Below are 20,997 nucleotides of genomic sequence, written 5' to 3' on the forward strand. Positions count from 1 at the left end.
GTGTTTAATTATACTGCTGGAAAATCAATTTCAGTATTAGCAACGTTGTTGAAATAGTTTGTTAAAACATTTAAAGCAACATGAGCAATAGTTTCAGCAATTTCTGCGTCAGAAACTCCTGCATTTTTAGCTTTGTTAACATCTTCATCATTTACTAAACCGCTTTTACTGATTAAAGTTTTGGCTAATTGTAAAATTGCTTCTGTTTTAGCGTCTGCTGAATTTCCTGTTCTTGCTGCTTTTAAAACCGCTGGATCTGCCTTAACTAATTTTTCTCCAATAAAGGTATGAGCTGCTAAACAATAATCACAAGAGTTGCTTTCTGAAACTGCTAATGCAATTAATTCGCCGGTTTTAGCGCTTAGTTTTCCGTGGCTTAATGCACCGCTCAAGTTCAAATATCCTTCAAGAACTGCTGGAGAATTTCCCATTGTTCTCATCATGTTTGGAACTACGCCTAATTTTGCTTGTACAGCGTTGAATAAATCTTTAGTTTTTCCTGTTACTTCTTCTGGGTTTAATGCTGTTAATCGTGTCATTTTATTTAAATTTTAAATGTTATTATTTGTTGTTGTCTTTTGACATTACAAAGGTGCGACGATTAAAGATTTTAGAACATGGAGGATTTACGCTATGTGATGGACAATTTTCCCTGACAGTTGTTTTAAACAAAAAAATCCTCGATTACCATTTGTAATCGAGGATTTTTGTCTCATTTTCCACTCTTAATCTACAGTTCTTTGATCTCACAACTGCGACTGCGACTATTTCAAAATACCACCAACGGCCTGAACTGTTGTAGCATGATAACCAGATTTTGCTTTTTCGAAAATCTGTTTAGCCCAAACTTTTCCTTCAGGAGTCTTAACCATTTCTTTATAAAGCATCATTATAGATCCCGTTCTGCTGGTTCCAATTAAAAATTGTTCAATTGCAGGATATGCTGGTTTGTATTGGTGTATTAATGCTTGAACAAACCATTGACGTTTAATGATGAAATTTCCACCTTTAGTAAAGTTGAATTCATTGTCAATTGCTTCCATTTCTTTAGCTGTGATATCTGTTGGAAGGTGGTCTATAAAATGTTGTTTTTCTGAAGTTGTTGTAATTTTTTGGCTTAAACCTTTTACTCCAGTTTCTCTCCAGCTATTTTGGATTTTATCGATAGCATCAAAATCTGCTGAACTTACCGTTGTTATGTTTGAAGGAATTCCAGGTTTGTAAATCCAATCTTCTAGTTTGATTTTGTCTGCTAAAGTTTTGTCTCCTTTGATAAGGTTTTCGTTAAGATATTTTACAAAGTCCTCTGTAGTAATTGATTTAAATGCATGTGCATCGAAATAGTTTTTAATGAAAATATCAAATTTTTCACGTCCAACGGCATCTTCAATAACCCTTAAAAAAGCATAGCCTTTTACATAAGGAATCATACTGATTCCGTCATCAGGATTTCTTCCTGTTAAAGATACTTTTAATCTTGTGTCAGGATTTGTATCTCCATATTCAGCAACATTATCGACTAATTCTTTGCGTGTGATAACATTTTGCATTTCAAATTCTTTCTTTCCAAAAATAGCTTCTCCAATACGATGTTCAACATAAGTCGTAAAACCTTCGTTTAACCAAATATCATCCCAAGTTGCATTTGTAACTAAATTTCCGCTCCAGCTGTGGCCTAATTCGTGTGCCAATAAACTAGTTAACGAGCGATCTCCAGCAATAACTCCTGGTGTTAAAAAAGTAAGGTTTGGATTTTCCATTCCACCATAAGGGAAACTTGGAGGTAAAACCAAAACATCATAGCGCCCCCAACGGTAAGGGCCATACAATTTTTCTGCAGCAATAACCATTTTTCCTAGTTCAGCAAATTCATAAGCAGCACTTTTTAAAACAGATGGTTCGGCATAGACACCAGTTTTGTTGTCGATTGCTTTAAACTCCATATCTCCAACGGCAATCGCCATTAAATAAGACGGAATTGCTTTGTCTTGTTTGAAAGTGTAAACTCCAGTATCATTTTTCTTCTGTGGATTTACTGCGCTCATCACTGCTAATAAATCTTTCGGAACGGTAACTTTTGCATTATAAGTAAAACGAATTCCCGGAGAATCCTGACATGGAATCCATGTTCTTGACCAAACGCTTTCTCCTTGCGAAAATAAAAATGGTTTCTTTTTATCTGCTGTTTGTTCTGGTTTTAACCATTGTAATGCAACAGCATCTTTAGTTGTGTTGTAGTAAATATTTACTTTAGTTGTATTTGGTTCAATTGTAATACGAAGCGGTTTTCCGTGAAATTCAGTGGCTGCACCTAGTTTAAATTTGGTTTCTTTTTCGTCGTCGCCTAAAGTAACTTTTGTTATCTCTAAGGTGTTTTCATCGAAAATTATTTCATTTCCTTTGCTGATATTGTCAATTAGCCAGGAAGCTTTTCCTGAAATAGTCTGTGTGTCAAAGTCGACTTTAATATCTAGATCAAGATGTTTTACAACAGCAAGTTCTGGTTTAGAATAGCTGTGTTCGTCTGTAACAGCGGCTGGTTTTTCCGTTTGGTCTTTTTTCTGGCAGGCAATTATTGTCAGAAATAAAGCTGCAAGGATTAGTTTTTTCATTTTATGAAGTATTGAATTGAGAATGAAAATTAAACAAAAAATCCCGTTTTGCGTAAACAAAACGGGATTTAAATATAAAAATTTACCTTCGATTAAGCTCAGGCTGACAAAAAATTATGCCAACATTGTAACTGGGCTTTCGATGTATTGTTTTAATGTTTGTAAGAATTGAGCGCCAGTTGCACCGTCAATTGTTCTGTGGTCACATGCTAATGATAACATCATTGTGTTTCCAACTACGATTTGACCGTTTTTAACTACTGGTTTCTCAACAATTGCACCTACAGATAGGATGGCAGAGTTTGGCTGGTTGATAATAGAATTAAATTCAGTAATGCCAAACATTCCAAGGTTAGATACTGTAAAAGTACTTCCTTCCATTTCTTGTGGTCCTAATTTTTTGTTTTTAGCTCTTCCGGCAAGGTCTCTTACAGAAGCACCAATTTGAGATAAACTCATAGCATCTGTAAATTTCAATACAGGAACTACTAATCCGTCTTCAACAGCTACAGCAACACCAATATTTACGTGGTGGTTGATGATGATAGCATCCTCTTTCCACTGAGAGTTGATCTTTGGGTGTTTTTTCAATGCTAATGCACAAGCTTTAATTACCATATCGTTGAAAGATACTTTTGTATCAGGAACTGTATTGATAGTTGCTCTTGCACCCATTGCTTCGTCCATACTTACTTCGATCACTAAGTTGTAGTGAGGCGCAGTAAATAAAGATTCTGCCAAACGTTTAGCGATAATCTTACGCATTTGAGAGTTTTTGATCTCTTCTGTGTAAACTTCTCCAGCAGGAACAAATACTTTTGGTGAAGCAGGAGCAGAAGCTTCTTGTTTTGCATCAGCAGCTTTTGCAGCAGGTTGTCCTTGAGCAGATGGAGTAAAGTTCTCGATATCGCTTTTTACGATACGGCCGTTTTCTCCAGATCCTTTTACTTGTGATAATTGAATTCCTTTGTCAGAAGCAATTTTCTTAGCTAAAGGTGAAGCTAGGATTCTTCCTCCATTTGATGAAGTGTCAGCTGTTGCTTCTGTTGCTTTTTCGGCAGCAGGAGCAGCTTTTTCTTCAGTGGCAGGAGCACTTGCAGGTGCGGCTCCTCCGGCAGTATAGTTGTCGGCAATTCCAGAAATATCAGTTCCTGCAGGTCCAATGATAGCTAATAAACTGTCAACAGGAGCAGTGTTTCCTTCTTGAATTCCGATGTATAATAATGTTCCAGCATTGAATGACTCAAACTCCATTGTAGCTTTGTCTGTTTCAATTTCTGCTAAAATATCTCCTTCCGCTACAGCGTCGCCTTCTTTTTTCAGCCAAGTTGCTACTGTACCTTCTGTCATTGTATCACTCAAACGCGGCATAGTTACAACTATAACACCTTTTGGTAATTCAGTAGCTGCTTTTGCAGGGGCAGCAGTTTCAGTTTTTGTTTCTGCAGCAGGAGCATCTTCTTTAGCTTCTGCCTTTGGCGCTTCAGCAGCAGCAGGAGCGTCACCACCAGCTAAAAGAGCAGAAATATCTTCTCCTTCTTTACCGATGATTGCAAGTAATGAATCAACAGGAGCAGTTTCTCCAGCTTGAATTCCGATATGTAAAAGAGTTCCTTCGTTAAAAGATTCGAACTCCATTGTAGCTTTGTCTGTTTCAATTTCAGCAAGGATATCTCCTTCGCTGATTTTGTCGCCTACTTTTTTTAACCAAGTCGCTACCGTTCCTTCCGTCATAGTATCGCTCAAACGAGGCATTGTTACTTTAATAGCCATAATTAATTATAGTTTATGAGGTGTAAATGGATAGTCTTCTTGTGCGTATACTACATCGTATAATTGTTGCAATTCTGGATATGGAGATTCTTCAGCGAATTTCGCACATTCTTCAACTAAGTCTTTAACTCTTTGGTCAATTACTTCAATTTCTTCGTCAGTAGCATATTTTTGATCCTTAATTACATCAAGAACTTGTGTAATTGGGTCGATTTTTTTGTATTCTTCAACTTCTTCTTTAGAACGGTACAATTGTGCATCAGACATAGAGTGTCCTCTGTAACGGTATGTTTTCATTTCAAGGAAAGTTGGTCCATCGCCGCGACGCGCTCTTTCGATAGCTTCGTGCATAGCTTCGGCAACTTTTACTGGGTTCATTCCATCAACAGGTCCGCAAGGCATTTCATAACCTAAACCTAGTTTCCAGATGTCAGTGTGGTTTGCAGTTCTTTCTACAGAAGTTCCCATTGCATAACCATTGTTTTCAACGATAAATACAACTGGCAATTTCCACAACATAGCCATGTTGAAAGCTTCGTGTAAAGAACCTTGTCTTGCAGCTCCGTCACCAAAATAAGTCATGGTAACACCGCCAGTGTTGAAATACTTATCAGCAAAAGCTAAACCAGCTCCTACTGGAATTTGTCCACCAACAATTCCGTGACCACCATAAAAACGGTGCTCTTTAGAGAAAATGTGCATAGAACCTCCCATACCTTTAGAAGTTCCTGTTACTTTTCCTAAAAGTTCTGCCATTACATTTCTAGGATCAACTCCCATACCAATTGGCTGAACGTGGTTTCTGTAAGCAGTAATCATTTTGTCTTTGGTCAAATCCATAGCGTGCAGTGCGCCAGCTAATACAGCTTCTTGACCATTATATAGGTGTAGAAAACCTCTAACTTTTTGTTGAATGTATAATGCTGCAAGTTTGTCTTCAAACTTTCTCCAAAGCAGCATGTCCTCATACCACTTTAAATATACCTCTTTTGTAACTTCTTTCATCTGAATTCTTTCTTTTGCTAAAGTTGTTTGTGTTATCGATTATTGTGCCTGTAACGCAAAATAGTTTCCTCCCACAAATTTGCGCCCGAAAGGTCGGGATGCAAAAATAAGACATTACATTTAAGAACTAAAATTTAATGACTACTTTTTGGCTTTTTTTTACAAGAACTTTTTGTCAAACATTAAAGGGAGTAAATTTTTCAATGATGATGATTTGTAAACTTCTCCAATTTCGCCCATAAAATAGATTTCAATTGGTGTGTCTTGTTTTATTTCGTATTCTGCAATTGACTGTCGGCATGAGCCGCAAGGCGGAATAGGAGCGGTGGTTGGATTTGTATCGGAGGCTGCCGTAATGGCCATTTTTACTATTTTGGCTTCAGGGTAAACACTTCCTGCATGAAAAATTGCTACTCTTTCTGCGCAAAGTCCAGATGGATATGCCGCATTTTCTTGGTTGGAACCTAAAACAATTTTTCCGTTATCTAAAAGTAAAGCTGTGCCCACTCTAAATTTCGAATAAGGAGCGTAGGCTTTTTTTCTTATATCCACCGCTTGATTCATTAAATCTTGAATTTCTTCTGGAAGTTCTTTTAAATTATCGAATATTGTAAATGAAGTTGTTATATTGATTTCTTTCATCTGTTTTTAAGGGAAAAAAAATCCAAATTCCTAAAATGAGGGAATTTGGATTGAATTGTTTTTATTTTAATGTAATTTCTTTAGTATGTTTCGTATTTGTCTCCAAAATTAAACGTTAAAGAGAAACGAAGTGTATTTTCTAAAGGATTTTTTATTTTAGATGCTGAGAATAGATACGACACATCAATTTTCATAATGTTGTATTTAAATCCTGCTCCTAAAGAGAAAAATTGTTTAGCACCTTTTTCTGGGCTTTCGTGGTAGTATCCTAAACGCATTGCAAACGAATCTTGATACATATATTCTGCAGCAACGCTATAAGTAACCTCTTTTATTTCTTCGCTAAATCCACCTGGAGCATCTCCAAATGATTTGAAAACTCCTTGGAACCATCCAATATCATTGTAGTTTCTATAACCGGCATCTGTTGCTTCTTGTTGAGAGATATCTTCTGGGTCATCAAAATCTCCGTCTCCATTTGCATCTACCGCAGTTCCTAGGCCTGGAGGAGTTGGGACTAAAAGTTTGGTAAGTTCAGCGCTTAAAGTAAGTTTGTTGTAGTCATCAAAAATAAAATCAAATCCGCCGCCTAATCTTAAATTAGCTGGAAGAAAGTTGCTGCTTACGTCATCATTATCGTAGCTTATTTTTGGACCTAAATTCTGAAAGTTAATTCCGGCTCTCCATCTACCGTTGAAATCTTGATAAGCAATTTCTTCTGATTGATAAAAAGCAGCTACATCAACAGCAAAAGAACTTGCAGATGTTGCGTCAACTTCTTCAGAAGCAACTTTTAGATTAGAATTTATAAAACGTCCTGCAACTGCCATCGAGAATTTTTCACTTAGTTTTAGTGAGTAAGATCCGTCTAAGGCAAATTCGTTTGGATTTACTTCTCTCACAGCTTCATTAGGATCTCCTGTGTACCTTAGTTCAATTCCTCCAAAACCAAAATAACGGAAACTACCAGCAAAAGCACTTTTTTCATTAATTTTGTTGTAGTACGTTACCTGGCCTAGGGAAATATCGTTGGCAAGGTCTGTTAAGTAAGGTGTATAACTAATAGAAAGACCCTGGGCATCTTCTGAAAATGCATATTTTGCAGGATTCCATTGTTGTGAGAAAACGTCGGCAGAAGTAGCGACACCTTGGTCGGCTAAACCTGCTGCTCTAGCATCTGCAGCTACTAATAAAAAAGGAACTCCAGTTACAATAGGTCTTGATTCCTGAGCCTTTGAAGTGCAGAAAATAAAGAAACAAATTAATAATAGTGATATTTTTTTCATTTATGGGACTAATGTTTTGGTGGTGCAAATATATATAATATTATAGGATGACAAGCTTTTCGTATTTTTCTGCTTTTTTATTTGTCAAATTTGATTTTACCGTAAGCTTATAAATATACACTCCTTTTCCGATTCTGTCTCCAAAATCATCTTTACCATCCCACGTTATATCTCGTGATAAAAATCCTTCTGTTGTTATTGTTTGATTTTTTGTCCAAACAACTTTTCCAGTAATTGTCATTACCTGAACTTGTACGTCCAGCGGTTCGTATGGCCTATTGTGCGAGAACCAAAACTGGGTATAGGTTGAAAAAGGGTTTGGGTAATTAAGAACGTGTGATAATGTTAATGATTCGTCTCCAACAACTGTAAATTGAATCTCGCTGGTAACAGGATTGTTATATACATCCCAAGCGGTAAAACTTATAGTGTGTAATCCTGGTGCTAAATTCCTAAAAGGGAAACGCAGATTTCCATTTGTGTAATCGTCTAGTTTTGTTTGGTAATAATCGTTCAAAATATAAGGATTACTAACGTCTCCATCTAAAATTGCAACAATATCATGTCCGATTCCGCTTGCTGTATTGATTCCGTTTTCGTCTTCTAGGAAGGCTAAAAGAAATGGAGATTCGTTTGTTATTCCTCCAGATACAAAAGTTTCATCGTTCATATATAACTTAACTTTTGGACTTATATTGTCCTGAGGTGCATTTTCGTTAATTCCTCCAATTTTAATGATATTATTATACCCTGTCTGGTTTTCTAAAGCTTCATTTTTCTTCGAATAAAAGCTGATTCTTCCGTTGTCAACTGGAATTCTAATGTCTCTCGGAACAACAAAGCTAAATTCAAATTGTCCATTAGTTACAGATGCATTTCCTCTAAAAATTGTTTCTCCCAAGGTTTTGAATTGTATTGGCGGACTAAAACCATCATTGTTCAAGGTTGAAGTTGTAATCATTTTGTCAAAAATAGCAGTTGCTAACTCTCCATTATAATTGCTTAAAATAGTGTTGTTTTCATCTGTGATTTCTCCTGATATTTTAATTTTTGACAGCGATTTTAAATCGGGAATTGGTTGTGAAATTACAATATCATTTACTTTTGTTAAGTTAATTCGGGGTTTTGGAATCGCCAGCATTAACGCGGGGTCACCTATATATACGACAACATTGCTGGCAGAACTTGGTCTTTCGTTTTTGGAAATTCTTAAAGATTCTGCAATACTGTTATATTGATTTGAGCTGTAAGAAAGAAGATTCTTGCTCAGGATATCGTTGAAGTCTTCTGCATTTGACTGACCGATTTCTCGAATTGTTGTCAGCATCGAAATCGCGCCCCCTTTAGGATTCCAAAAAACGTATTCTCCAGCTGTTGGTCTTGTGGGGTCATCAAATCTTGAAAATTCGCAGGTAATAGTAATAAATAAAGGATACTTATATTGATTGTTAAGATTTTGACTGTCTGATTTTTCCCAAATACGTTCACTTGCTAATCCGTCTTCACCTCCATGTCCTAGATAATTGAAAACCAATGCGCCTTTCTCAAAAGCATTAAAAAAATCAGTTCGAGCTTTAGGGTATCTTGCTCCGCCGGCAGAAGCTTCCTGCGTGTAAGCGTCCAGAAGTATTTTTTCAATGTTAAAAAAAGGCTTTTCTGTGGCGATTACATCTGCAAGAGAATTTTGTCGGGACTGTAGTGTTTCGTCTCCAGATGTGTCAGAATCATCGCTGATTAAGACAACATTATTTCGCCAGTTTCCGTACGATTTTGCGTCATGATATTCTAAAACTTTATTAACCATTTCCTGAGCCTGCGCGTTATCTGATACTAACATACGTCCAACTGCTATGTCAATTCCGCTAAAGGGATAAGATACAATTCCTTCGTTGGCATCCATAAGAGCAAAAAAGTCATCAGAAGCAAATCCAGCTTCTCCTACCGTATTACTTGTTAGCGATTGATATATAGGTACAATATTAGTATTGTTGGAAATTCGGTCTTTATAGTCGTAAGACGCGTCGCCGAATAGATTTAAATATTTTATTCTTTTTTCAGAAGATGATGCATTCTCGTAAACATATCTAACAAAATTTCTGATTGCCGCAATGTCTTGTTTTCCTGATGAAAATTCCTGATAGATATTTTCTAATGAAATTACTTTTACATTTAGGTTTGAACTGCTGCGATGAAAAACTGCCAGTCTTTCTGCCTGAGCAGCTAGAGATTTTGGCGATATAATTAAATAGTCTATATCTTGAATGCTATTTTGGTTGTTTCGAAAAATGGTGCCTTTTAAATTTTGATTGGCAATTTTTGACTGATTTTCCTTTAACGGTGTATAGTAGTCAGAAGCGTCAATTGCAATATATTTTCGCACTTCTCCGAGATTGGCTTTAAAGCTAAAGGTGCTCTGACTTGCATTTTCAATTTTTAATACATTATATAGGTCTGTTACGTCCCAAATTTGTGTTATTCCAGATGCATTTCCAATTGTGTAATTTACAACACCTGCCACACCGCCTGCATCATTATATTGAAATGAAAATTGTTTGCCTGTTCCTAAAAGTCTTCGCTTTGCAGTTAAATTGATATAGTCAAGGTAACCTTTTGAGCCTGGTACCCCATTATTGTTATAGGTGAGTTTTATTTTAACGTTGTCTGTTCCTGTGAAGGTGGTGTTGGACGGAAGACTTCCGTTGTAATATTTAGTGTCGGAGTTTGTTATTAGTGAAGGAAAGCTGATAGCGCCTACATTCTGCCCATTTGCTGCAATTGTAAAAGAGGTAGAAGTAAACGAGGCTGATGCTGCTTTTACTTCTATTTTTACAGGAGTAGAAGTGTCGAGATTTGGAAAGTTAAATGAAAATTCTTGTTCCTGATTAATATCAAATGATTCCCCGAGCCATTGACGGCCTAAATGAACAATATTGTTTTGATCGATTTCATGAAATTGATAGTCATCAAACGTGTTTAGCTCTAAAGTAGTGCTTGCTGTGGGTTGATTTAAGTTTGGAATTCTCTTTCCTTCGGAACCTGTGCTAGTTACGTAGTAATAGGAATTAGTGTCGTATAAATTGATATTGGTTTGGTTTTCTGAATTCCAGTTTTCAGTTCCTTCTGCATAAAAAAGAATATAGTCTTCATTATCGAAAATACCATCATTTTCGCCAATTATCTGAATTGCGTTTTCAGTTAAGTCATCTGGATAGTAAGTACTGTTGGATAGCGGAAGCATTCTGCCTCCGTTTCCGTAGATTTTTATTCTTCGCGGATCCACTTTTGAAGGATCAAAGCCTAAACTTTGCAAAAACGACTTGCTTATTCTGTAAACACCTGATTTTTGGATGTAAAATCGATACCACTCTCCAGAAGCTAGAACAGAATTTGAGATTGCGGCTGTTTTTTGAAATGAAGAATTGCTGTTAATTTTTGCGGTTGAGCTATTGATAAAATAAGAAAATGATCTAATGCGTTTAAAGCTGTTTCCTTCCTTTATTATAGGATACAGAAAAAGAAAAACTTGTTTTAAATCTCTTGAATTTGTGATAAATAAAGACTCATTAGCTTTCTCTGGGATGTTTTCAACTGCAAGATCACCGAGTTCAGTTCTGGAAACCTGCTCGTAAATAATATTGCTAATCTGTACTGAGTTGCCGTTTGAAATGTTCGTCTGGGTGATATTTTGGAGAAATGTTATGCTTTTTTTTGTCATATCGAAGCGAAAACTGCTTCCTTCAAAGTACGGAATCGTGATTTTATTTTCACCGTAATTCACCTCCTTCTTGTTTTGCCAATTGATCGTTATACTCCCATTTAACTGACAAAATGAAAGAATTGGGATCAAAAAAATAGAGATGAAAATTACCTGTTTCATTGGTTTGAAAAGCGAAATTTAATTAAAAAATAATTATTAAGTAAAAATATAGTATTTCATGTTACAGTAATAATAAAAAGTATATTTTTGCGTTCGTAATTAAAGGTTATTTTCTGCTAAAAAACAGCAAAATAAAATTATTAGAACAGATGTTGCTAATTAAATGTTAATTATTATATTGCAGCACCTAAATTTATCACCTAAGAATGAGTATGAAAGTAAACAAAATTGTAGCCTTGCAGTTAATGATGTCAATTGTATTGATGTTGGGCACGGCTAGTTGTAGCAAAAAATCTAGTTCCACTCAAGCTTCTAGAGCAACTGGCTGGGATGTAGATAGTCAGAATGGAACTGCTGCTAGAAATGCAGGTAAAAAACAACAGGCTGGTCCTGGTTTAGTTTTTGTTGAAGGAGGTACGTTTACTATGGGTAAAGTACAGGATGATGTTATGCATGATTGGAATAACACGCCAACTCAACAGCACGTTCAATCATTCTATATGGATGAAACCGAAGTTACGAACGGTATGTACTTAGAATACCTAGAATGGTTAAAGAAAGTTTTCCCGCCAACGGAAGAAAATTACAAAAATATCTACGAAGGAGCATCTCCGGATACTCTTGTGTGGAGAAATCGTTTAGGATATAACGAAACGATGACAAATAACTATTTAAGACACCCATCTTATGCTAACTACCCAGTAGTTGGTGTTAACTGGATTCAAGCTGTTGAATTTAGTAAATGGAGAACAGACCGTGTGAACGAAGCTGTTCTTGAAAAAAGCGGGTATCTTAAAAAAGGTGCTAAAACGCAAGATGTTAGTGCTGAAAGTTTATTTAATACTGAAGCTTATTTAGCTTCTCCATCTACAACTTATGGTGGAAATGAAGAATTGGTATTAAAGAAAAATCCAAATGGAAAAAGACCTAAAGCAGGTAAAGATGGTGTAGTGCCAGAAGAGAAAAACGTATATGCACAACGTTCTTCTGGAATTATTTTACCAGAATATAGACTTCCTACTGAAGCAGAATGGGAGTATGCAGCTGCTGCTGATGTTGGACAAAGAGAATATAATATCTACAAAGGTCAAAAGAAATATCCTTGGTCTGGAGATTATACACGTTCTAACAAACGTAAAAATAGAGGTGATCAATTGGCTAACTTTAAACAAGGAAACGGTGATTACGGTGGAATTGCAGGATGGTCAGATGATGGAGCAGATATTACAAATGCTGTAAAAAGTTATGCACCAAACGATTTCGGTCTATATGATATGGCTGGAAACGTTGCAGAATGGGTTGCCGACGTTTACAGACCTATTATCGATAATGAAGCAAATGATTTCAACTACTATAGAGGAAATCAATACGGTAAGAATAAAATTGGTAAAGATGGTAAGCTGGAAATTGTTTCAACTACATCTATTAAATATGATACTTTAAGTAATGGTAAAGTTGTAGCAAGAAACCTTCCAGGAGAAATCGCTCAAGTACCAGTTGACGAACAAGAAACTTATTTGAGACAAAACTTCAGTACAAGTGATAATATCAACTACAGAGATGGTGATAAACAATCTTCTAGATATTTTGACTTTGGAGATTCTGAATCAGGATCTAAAGCAGATCAAGCAATGTACAACTCTCCTAAACATAATGTAACAACAGACAGTTTAGGTAAGATGATTAGAAAATATGATAACTCTAGTAAACGTACTACTTTAATCGATGATAAAGTAAGAGTTTACAAAGGTGGATCTTGGAGAGATAGAGCGTACTGGTTAGATCCAGCTCAAAGAAGATACTTCCCTCAAGATATGGCAACTGATTATATTGGTTTCAGATGTGCAATGTCTAGAGTTGGTTCAAAATCTGAAAAGAGAAAATCTCCTAGAAACTAAGATTTAGAAATTCAAGTATAAAAAATTCCAAATTCCAAAAGCTGCATATTCAGTCTGGAATTTGGAATTTTTTTATTGTTTTTTTTCTATTTTTATGACTTATTAAAAATCTTATAAATGAATATTCAAGACATTCATAACTTGTTTTTGCAATGCAGTTCTCTTTCTATAGATACAAGAAAGATTGAAAAGAATTCATTGTTTTTTGCAATTAAAGGAGAAAACTTTGACGCTAATACTTTTGCTAAAGAAGCTTTAGATTTAGGGGCTTTGTTTGTTGTAATTGACAATAAATCTTATTTTATTGATGAGCGCACTATTTTGGTTGAAAATAGTTTAGAAACACTTCAGGAATTAGCAAAATTTCATCGCGCTTATTTAGGGCTGCCAATTGTTGCACTAACAGGAAGTAATGGAAAGACTACGACTAAGGAGTTGATAAAGGTAGTGCTGTCAAAAAAGTTTAGAACAAAAGCTACAATTGGAAACTTAAACAATCATATTGGTGTTCCATTAACTTTGCTTTCGTTTACCAAAGAGACAGAGATTGGAATTGTTGAAATGGGTGCTAACCATCAAAAAGAAATCGAATTTTTATGCCAGATAGCACAGCCGGATTTTGGCTATATCACTAATTTTGGAAAAGCGCATTTGGAAGGTTTTGGCGGAGTTGAAGGTGTTATTGCGGGTAAGAGTGAGATGTACCAATATCTTGCAGCAAACCAAAAGACTGTCTTTGTAAATTTAGAAGATCCTATTCAAATCGAGAAATCCAAAGGGATTAACTCTTTTACTTTTGGAGTGAAAAAAGAAAATACAGATTTAAATATTCAAGAAATAACAGCAGATCCGTTTGTTAATGTCACTTATGATAATTTTGTAATTGAATCACATTTAATTGGGCTTTACAATGCAAATAATATCAATGCAGCTGTTGCTATTGCCGAATATTTTGAAGTAAAAGAAAGCGATATAAAGGCTGCGATTGAAAATTATATTCCTGCGAACAATAGGTCTCAGATGATTCAGAAAGGTTTAAATGAGATCATTCTAGATGCATATAATGCAAATCCCAGCAGTATGGCTGTAGCAATTACTAATTTTCTTCAGTTAAATAACAGTAATAAAATTATGATTCTTGGCGATATGTTTGAATTAGGAAACGAGAGTTTATATGAACATAAAGTTATAGTAGATTCGCTGGCAGAACAAAATCAAGCATTATGCTTTTTAATTGGAAAGTCTTTTTATGCTAATCAGATTCAGAAAGAAAATTTAAGGTTTTTTGAAACTTTTGATTCACTAGCAGTATACTTAAAAGACTTTAAATTTGACTCCAACACTATTTTAATTAAAGGTTCAAGAGGAATGGCTTTGGAGCGAACTTTAGATTATATTTCTTAAAATGACATAAAGCCATCCCAATAACGGGTGGCTTAATTTTTTAATTAAATAGTCATTAGAAACCCAATTAGATTTTCTTTTTTATTTAAACCTAGTTTCTTTCTCAAACGGTAACGGGCAAGCTCAACTCCTCCTGTTGAAATATTCATGATTTCGGCTATTTCTTTAGTAGACATATTCATTAATAAATAGGTCGATAAATCTAACTCTCTTGGAGAAATGGTTGGGTATTGGCCTTTAAGTCGTTTCAGGAACTCAAAATGCACATTCTTAATGTGTTTTTCCAAGTCTTTCCAGCTCTTATCTGTGTTAACTTCCTTTACAATACTTTTATGCAGCTTACTGAATTCGGATTTAGTGTTGTCGTCTAATATGCTGGTATCGATGTCTTTAAGTTTATGAATAATCCCGTTTAGAACTTTATTCTTTTTTACAACTTGTAAAGAGTTGTTTACTAGTTCTTTATCCTTGGCTAAGATTTTAATTTGAAGCTTATCATTTTTCAATTTTTCAATCTCTTTTTCAAGATCATGCTGTTCATGTCTGATCTTAGATTCTTTTTCTAAGTACAATCTTCTTTGTTCGATTGTTTCGTAATATTTGTTTTTTCTTATCTTCGATTTAATTCTAATTGAGATTACGTAAGCTCCTAATAAAATTAAAATCAAATAAAATAAATACGCCAAGAAATGTCTGTACCATGGTGGAGAAACCGTAAATTCAACTTCAGTAATATTAGACTCAATTCCGTAGCTGTTTCGCGCTTTTAATTTCATTACATAATTACCTTCTCTCAAATTGGTATATTCCTTTATAGAAGTCGACGACCATCCTCTCCAGTTTTCTTCAAATGGCTCCAGTTTGTAAGAGTACATTACATTTTCCTGATTTTCGTATGTTGGAGAAGCAAACGTAAATTTTACACGGTTGTATTTATAAGGTATACTGTAAGATTCTGTTTTATTAAAAATATTCCCAGTCAAAATCGTATCTCCAGGAAAAGAAAAGCTCTCAATAAAAGCTTTTGGTTTTGTCATAAATGTATTCGATATCGCCGAATTGTAGTGTGCTAAGCGATCTGTCAACCCTATAAAAATGTTTTGAGGATCAACAGCATTTACAGATATATAATTGTTTACTAAATTTCCAGTCAAATTTGAAAATATAGCTTGCTTCTTAGTAAAAGTTCCATTTTGATTTTTGACTACTACTCCTAGAGATTCATTAAATGCATACCATAAATTCCCAGAAGGATCTTCAATTAATGTATTGATTGTTGGAATTCCCTTGAATAAAGCGGTGATTTTTTTATCCTCGAAGAAAGCTTCCTGTTCAACAGAATATCTGAAAAAATGATTTTTAACTTGAAAATATACCTTATTATTGATGTTTTGTAAACTGTTTATTGGGCCTTTGTATTTTTCTGAAATATTAGTATGTTTTTTCATGAAATCGAATCTTTTCAAATCGTCTGAAAGTTTTACTTGGTATAGAAACGGATTTTTCTTCAGCCATAGATAGTTCTCATCGATTTCTACAGAAAAGTTGTTTGTAGTTTCATCGAATCCTTTTACTTGATGAAGATAGTCGTATCCAGTTGCGGATTTCTTGAAAACAGAAAATCCGTTGTAACTTTCTCCAATAATATAGTTTTCGTGATTCGGGATTTTTTTGAATCCAAAATATCCTTTTGTGTCTAATATTTTCGAAACTCTATTATTTTCAATAATTAAAGCACCGCTGTTACTAGCGCAAACAAGTACATCATTTAGAACTTGAATATTCCAAACTTGAGAAATTGTCCCTTCGACTCTTGTAAATGGACTATCTTTAAAAGATTTTTCCCAAGGATGGTAAAATAAACCCTGGTTAGTAGCAACATAGAGATTTCCATTGAAAGTTGTTGAAGCATAGACGGTTCCTATATTGTAACTGTAGTCAAAATATGAGAATGGAGAATTTTCATTAATAAATGTAATACCATTGTCAAGTCCAAGCCATATATTGTTTTTATTGTCGACAAAAGAGGCAAGAATCGTATTATTTTGAAGACCTTTCTGTCTGTTTAAATGCTGAATAATTTTTCCGTTTAAATCACAAATAATCGCGCCATCCAAGACAGAGTTAAGAACAATAAATTTGTTCTTTATAATAGAGCCACCAAGAGAAGTATTTTTTTTGATAAAATCATTTGCTTCTGTTGCCCAAGGTTTTATTATGCCATTTTCAGATATAAAAATACCTTTCTCCAAAGTTGCGTACAATAATCTATTATTAGGCAACGGGAAAAGAGACCAGATTTCCTTATCATTAAAAATTGTAGTGCCTTTAACGGCCGTTAATCTTCTGTTTCTATATTCTAGTACACCAAGAGTTTTATCCTGAAAATAAAGACGGTTGTTGACTAAAAATGAAAATTGAAATTTATGCGGCGCGTTTAAGGTGGTTATTTTTTCGTTTTTTAAGAAAAATACTTTGCTGAAAGATTGAAAAATTACCTCTCCTCTAAAAAGATGAATTCTCCAGATTAAATTGATGTTTTCCTTGTCAATTGGACTTAATAAGTTGTATAAAGAATGGTATTTTAAAATTCCTTTTTCGTCAATTTTAAAATATCCAAATTCGTTATTTCCTCCAACAAATATTCTTCCTGAGTTATCAATTTTTAAACTTCTAATTTCTGATTTATTTGGTAATGAATATTTGTGCCAGTTCGACCCGTCAAACTGAATCAAGCCGCTGTTGTTTGCGAAATAGATATTTCCGTTTTTATCTTGGTCAATACTCCAGTTTTGAGTGCCTCCTTTATATTCAGATCTTTTATAGTTTTTAATATCGGGGATTCCAATATTTTTTACCTGAGAAAAACTTATGTTTTGTATGAAAAATAGTAATGCAAGTATAAAAGTTCTAACTATGAATTTCATAAAATTTTAAATGTATTTTTATTAGAAATGCGTAATAATGTCGTTTGATTGTTGATTTTTCAATCTGATTAAATCTCTTTTTTTAAATTATTTTTAATTTACATCGTTATAGTTGCTGTTAAACTAATGTAATATACGTTTTTTTTAATTAACATTTTTATAACAAAATTTTACTAAAGCTAAAATACAGTAAATTAATTAATTAAAAAAAAAATGTTGTGTTTTTGTAGTGTAATAATATTTGCTTTGAAGTGTTTTTGTAAAGAATTTTAATTCTCCTTTATTAAAATTTAACATTATAATTGCATTAAATTACTAATTAATTAACCAAAATTTTTAGAAAAATGAAATTGACAAAATTACTTATTTTTTGTATTTCGTCTTTACTGTTTTCAGTTATCGCATTTGCTCAGGATGTTACGGTAACGGGAATCGTTAATGATGAAAGCGGATTACCCGTCCCAGGGGCATCCGTTTTAGTAAAAGGAACAAATAAAGCTACGGCTTCTGATTTTGATGGGAAATTTCAGATCAGTGTTCCATCAAACGGAACTTTGATTATTAGTTTCGTAGGTTTTGAAACTGCTAATGAGGTAATAAACGGAAGGACAAAAGTCAACGTGGTTCTTAAAGCAGTGTCTCAAAGTTTAAATGAAGTTGTTGTTATCGGTTATGGTACACAAAAGAAAGCCTTAATAACTGGTGCTTCTACCAACTTAAAAGGTGAAACTATTCAAGATTTAAATACTGGATCAGCAATGGAAGCCCTTCAAGGAATTGCTCCGGGAATTAGCGTTACTAGAAATAGTGGTGCTCCAGGTGCTGGTACAAAAGTTACCATTCGTGGTTTGGGTACAGTTGGAAATTCAGATCCTTTGTATATCGTCGATGGTGTGACTGTTGGAAATATCGATTATTTAAGCCCTTCAGATATTGAGTCTTTGGATGTTTTAAAAGATGCGGCTTCTGCGGCAATTTACGGGTCTAGAGCTGCAAACGGTGTTGTTTTGGTTACAACCGTTAAAGGTCGTAAAGGAAGACCGGCTAGAATTAGCTATGATTCTTTTTATGGAATTCAAAATATTTATAAAAATGTAGATCCTCTTAATGCACAAGAATACATGTACATTATGGATGAAGCGCGTGTTAATGATGGACTTGCTCCGAACGACTGGCAGGCTATATTAACAAATAATGCTTTTTTAGAAAATAATTATCCAGGTGCGGGTGTTCAATATGGTAATGAAATCTGGCAAAACCTTCAAAATGGATGGAAAGGTACAAATTGGATTAATGAAATGTCTAAAAAAGATGCACCGGTAGTAAGTCATGCTCTTAATATCACAGGTGGAAGCGAAGATATCACTTATTCATTTGGACTTTCTTATTATGATCAAGACGGTATTATTGGAGGCAATATTGTAGATGCTGGATTTAAAAGGCTGACTGCAAGAATGAACACTCAAATGGTCTTGAAAAAGAACGACAGCCATAGTATTATTACTGTAGGCGAGAATGTAACTTTTACTAGTTCGCAAAATAGAGGTGTATCGAATGGAAATATTTATGGTAATGATTTGCATAATGCAATTACTCAAAATCCGTTACAGCCAGCTTATTGGCAGCCTTCTATCGATAGAAATATAAACGAATTTGGGTTTTCACCTTCTTTAGATGGTTTATCTACAACTCAAACAAACCCTTTGGCAGTGTTATTTTACAGAAGTAACTACAATTATCCTAAAGATTATAAAATTGCAGGAAATGCTTTTGTAGAGATCGAACCACTTTCAAATCTTAGATTTAAGTCGGTTTTTGGTATAGATTCATGGTTTGGACAAGGCAGATCAATGAACCCAACTTATCATTTAGGAGTATTGTATAATGATGCAGTTGATGGCGCTTCGCAATATTCTTATTTTGGTGCTAATTCAACATGGACTAATACAGTTTCTTACCAAAAACAATTTGGCAATCATAATTTGAACGCTGTTGTCGGAATTGAACAGTTTAAAAATATTGTGAATAACAATTTAAATGGCTCTAGAAATGGACTTTTATATCCTGGAGATCCTAGATATGCTTATATAAATAATACTAAGCCTGCTAGTTCAATAGGTGATATTAGTAATTCTGGATTTGATTCTGCTGCTGGTGGCGGAGGTTTGATGTCGTATTTTGCTAGAGCACAATATGACTATAAGGAAAAATATCTTCTTTCTGCTGTTATACGTCGAGATGGTTCTTCAAATTTCGGAAATGGTTACAAATACGGTAATTTCCCTTCACTATCTGCAGGTTGGGTAATTTCAAAAGAAGATTTTATGTCTAGTACGTCAAAGACCATTAACTTCTTAAAATTAAGAGGAAGCTGGGGACAAAATGGTAATCAGGCAATTCCTGCTTTTATTTACTCTTCTACAATTGCTTATGCTTTTCCTGGATACTTTTTTGGAGATACAAAACCTGTTTCTGGACCAACAGCATATCCTGCAAGGGTTCCTAACCCAGCAGTTAGCTGGGAAACATCTGAACAGCTAGATTTTGGATTGGATGCAAGTTTATTTGATTCAAAATTAGGAATCACATTTGATTGGTATAACAAGACAACTAGAGACTGGCTGGTTGAAGCTAAACCTCCAGGAACTTCAGGAGCAGCACCTCCTTACATTAATGGTGGAGATATTGAAAATAAAGGTTTTGAAATCTCTGTGAGCTGGAAAGACAAAATAGGCGATTTTAAATATGGTCTTACTGTGAGCGGGGCTGCAAATAAAAATAAAGTTACAAAGGTTGCAAATGCTGATGGTATAATTCATGGGCCAAGCCACGTGTTATCGCAAGGAACTTCAGAAATATCAAGAGCGCAGATTGGTTACCCAATTGGATATTTTTACGGATTTAAAACTGCTGGAATTTTGCAAAACCAACAAGAAGTTAATGAATATGTAGGTCCAAGCGGACAACCTTATTTTGCAGATCAACGCCCTGGAGACGTTCGCTTTGTAGATTTAAACCAAGATGGGATTATCGACGAAAAAGATAAAACAATGTTAGGAGATCCAAATCCAGATTTCCAATTAGGTATTCAGTTAAATTTTGAATATAAAAATATTTATTTGAACACTACAATGGCTGGAAAATACGGCATGCAGGTTATGCAGTCTTACAGATCATTTTCTGACAGTCCAAAACAAAATTACACTTCAGATGTTTTTGATCGCTGGCATGGAGAAGGAACTTCAACAAAAATGCCTCGTTTAAGTTCGGTGTCAAATAGAAATTCAAATGAGATATCTGATATTTACATGCAGAACGCAGATTACTTAAGAATCAATAATTTAACAGTTGGTTATAACTTTAATGATGTATTAAAAGATGTTAAATTCATTAGTAATCTTAAATTTTATGTGGCAGTAAATAACTTATACACTTTCACTAAATACGATGGGATGGATCCAGATGTTCGTTGGGGAGGAGACAGTACAAACTTTCAATGGGCTTCAGGAATTGACTTAGGATTATATCCACAGTCAAGAACAGTGATGTTTGGCTTTAGTGCAGATTTTTAAT

11 protein-coding genes are annotated in these 20,997 nt (G+C 34.6%); 3 read left to right on the forward strand and 8 right to left on the reverse strand.

All coding sequences use genetic code 11. The features are described from left to right. Nucleotides 1-8 precede the first annotated feature (8 nt). From HYN86_RS07190 to porU, 7 genes are all read right to left on the reverse strand, one after another. Nucleotides 9-539: a carboxymuconolactone decarboxylase family protein gene (locus tag HYN86_RS07190; RefSeq protein ID WP_113677424.1), complete on the reverse strand. Its 531-nt coding sequence runs from the start codon at nt 537-539 to the stop codon at nt 9-11. Between the two features lie 225 nt (nt 540-764). After that, entirely contained in the window at nt 765-2,612 is a 1,848-nt protein-coding gene (locus HYN86_RS07195; protein WP_113677425.1) for a hydrolase/aminopeptidase, read from the reverse strand. Nucleotides 2,613-2,726: 114 nt separating this feature from the next. After that, a complete protein-coding gene (locus HYN86_RS07200; RefSeq protein ID WP_113677426.1) occupies nt 2,727-4,385 on the reverse strand; it encodes a pyruvate dehydrogenase complex dihydrolipoamide acetyltransferase in 1,659 nt (552 codons plus the stop codon). Between the two features lie 6 nt (nt 4,386-4,391). Then, nucleotides 4,392-5,390, reverse strand: a complete 999-nt coding sequence (pdhA, locus tag HYN86_RS07205; protein ID WP_113677427.1) for a pyruvate dehydrogenase (acetyl-transferring) E1 component subunit alpha — start codon at nt 5,388-5,390, stop codon at nt 4,392-4,394. 159 nt (nt 5,391-5,549) lie between these two features. Continuing rightward, a complete protein-coding gene (cdd, locus tag HYN86_RS07210) occupies nt 5,550-6,032 on the reverse strand; it encodes a cytidine deaminase (protein WP_113677428.1) in 483 nt (160 codons plus the stop codon). An 80-nt stretch (nt 6,033-6,112) separates the two neighbouring features. Continuing rightward, nucleotides 6,113-7,318 carry a type IX secretion system outer membrane channel protein PorV gene (gene porV, locus HYN86_RS07215; protein ID WP_113677429.1) on the reverse strand — a complete coding sequence of 402 codons (1,206 nt, stop codon included), beginning with the start codon at nt 7,316-7,318 and terminating at the stop codon, nt 6,113-6,115. 40 nt (nt 7,319-7,358) lie between these two features. Beyond that, nucleotides 7,359-11,195: a type IX secretion system sortase PorU gene (gene porU / locus HYN86_RS07220; RefSeq protein ID WP_113677430.1), complete on the reverse strand. Its 3,837-nt coding sequence runs from the start codon at nt 11,193-11,195 to the stop codon at nt 7,359-7,361. 212 nt (nt 11,196-11,407) lie between these two features. Between porU and gldJ the strand changes: the two genes are divergently transcribed. Together gldJ and HYN86_RS07230 are read left to right on the forward strand one after the other, a co-directional pair. Continuing rightward, nucleotides 11,408-13,093 (forward strand): gliding motility lipoprotein GldJ, encoded by a 1,686-nt coding sequence (gldJ, locus tag HYN86_RS07225; RefSeq protein WP_113677431.1) that lies wholly within the window; start codon nt 11,408-11,410, stop codon nt 13,091-13,093. Nucleotides 13,094-13,210: 117 nt separating this feature from the next. Further along, a complete protein-coding gene (locus HYN86_RS07230) occupies nt 13,211-14,497 on the forward strand; it encodes a UDP-N-acetylmuramoyl-tripeptide--D-alanyl-D-alanine ligase (protein WP_113677432.1) in 1,287 nt (428 codons plus the stop codon). Nucleotides 14,498-14,541: 44 nt separating this feature from the next. Here HYN86_RS07230 and HYN86_RS07235 read toward each other — a convergent pair whose 3' ends face one another. Further along, entirely contained in the window at nt 14,542-17,424 is a 2,883-nt protein-coding gene (locus HYN86_RS07235) for a helix-turn-helix and ligand-binding sensor domain-containing protein (RefSeq protein WP_113677433.1), read from the reverse strand. A gap of 344 nt (nt 17,425-17,768) precedes the next feature. On the opposite strand from HYN86_RS07235, the gene HYN86_RS07240 reads away from it, so the two are divergent. After that, on the forward strand, nt 17,769-20,996 hold the full coding sequence (locus HYN86_RS07240; RefSeq protein WP_113677434.1) for a SusC/RagA family TonB-linked outer membrane protein: 3,228 nt from the start codon (nt 17,769-17,771) through the stop codon (nt 20,994-20,996). Nucleotide 20,997: the final 1 nt, after the last annotated feature.

The sequence above is a fragment of the Flavobacterium fluviale genome, from assembly GCF_003312915.1.
Lineage (GTDB): Bacteria > Bacteroidota > Bacteroidia > Flavobacteriales > Flavobacteriaceae > Flavobacterium > Flavobacterium fluviale.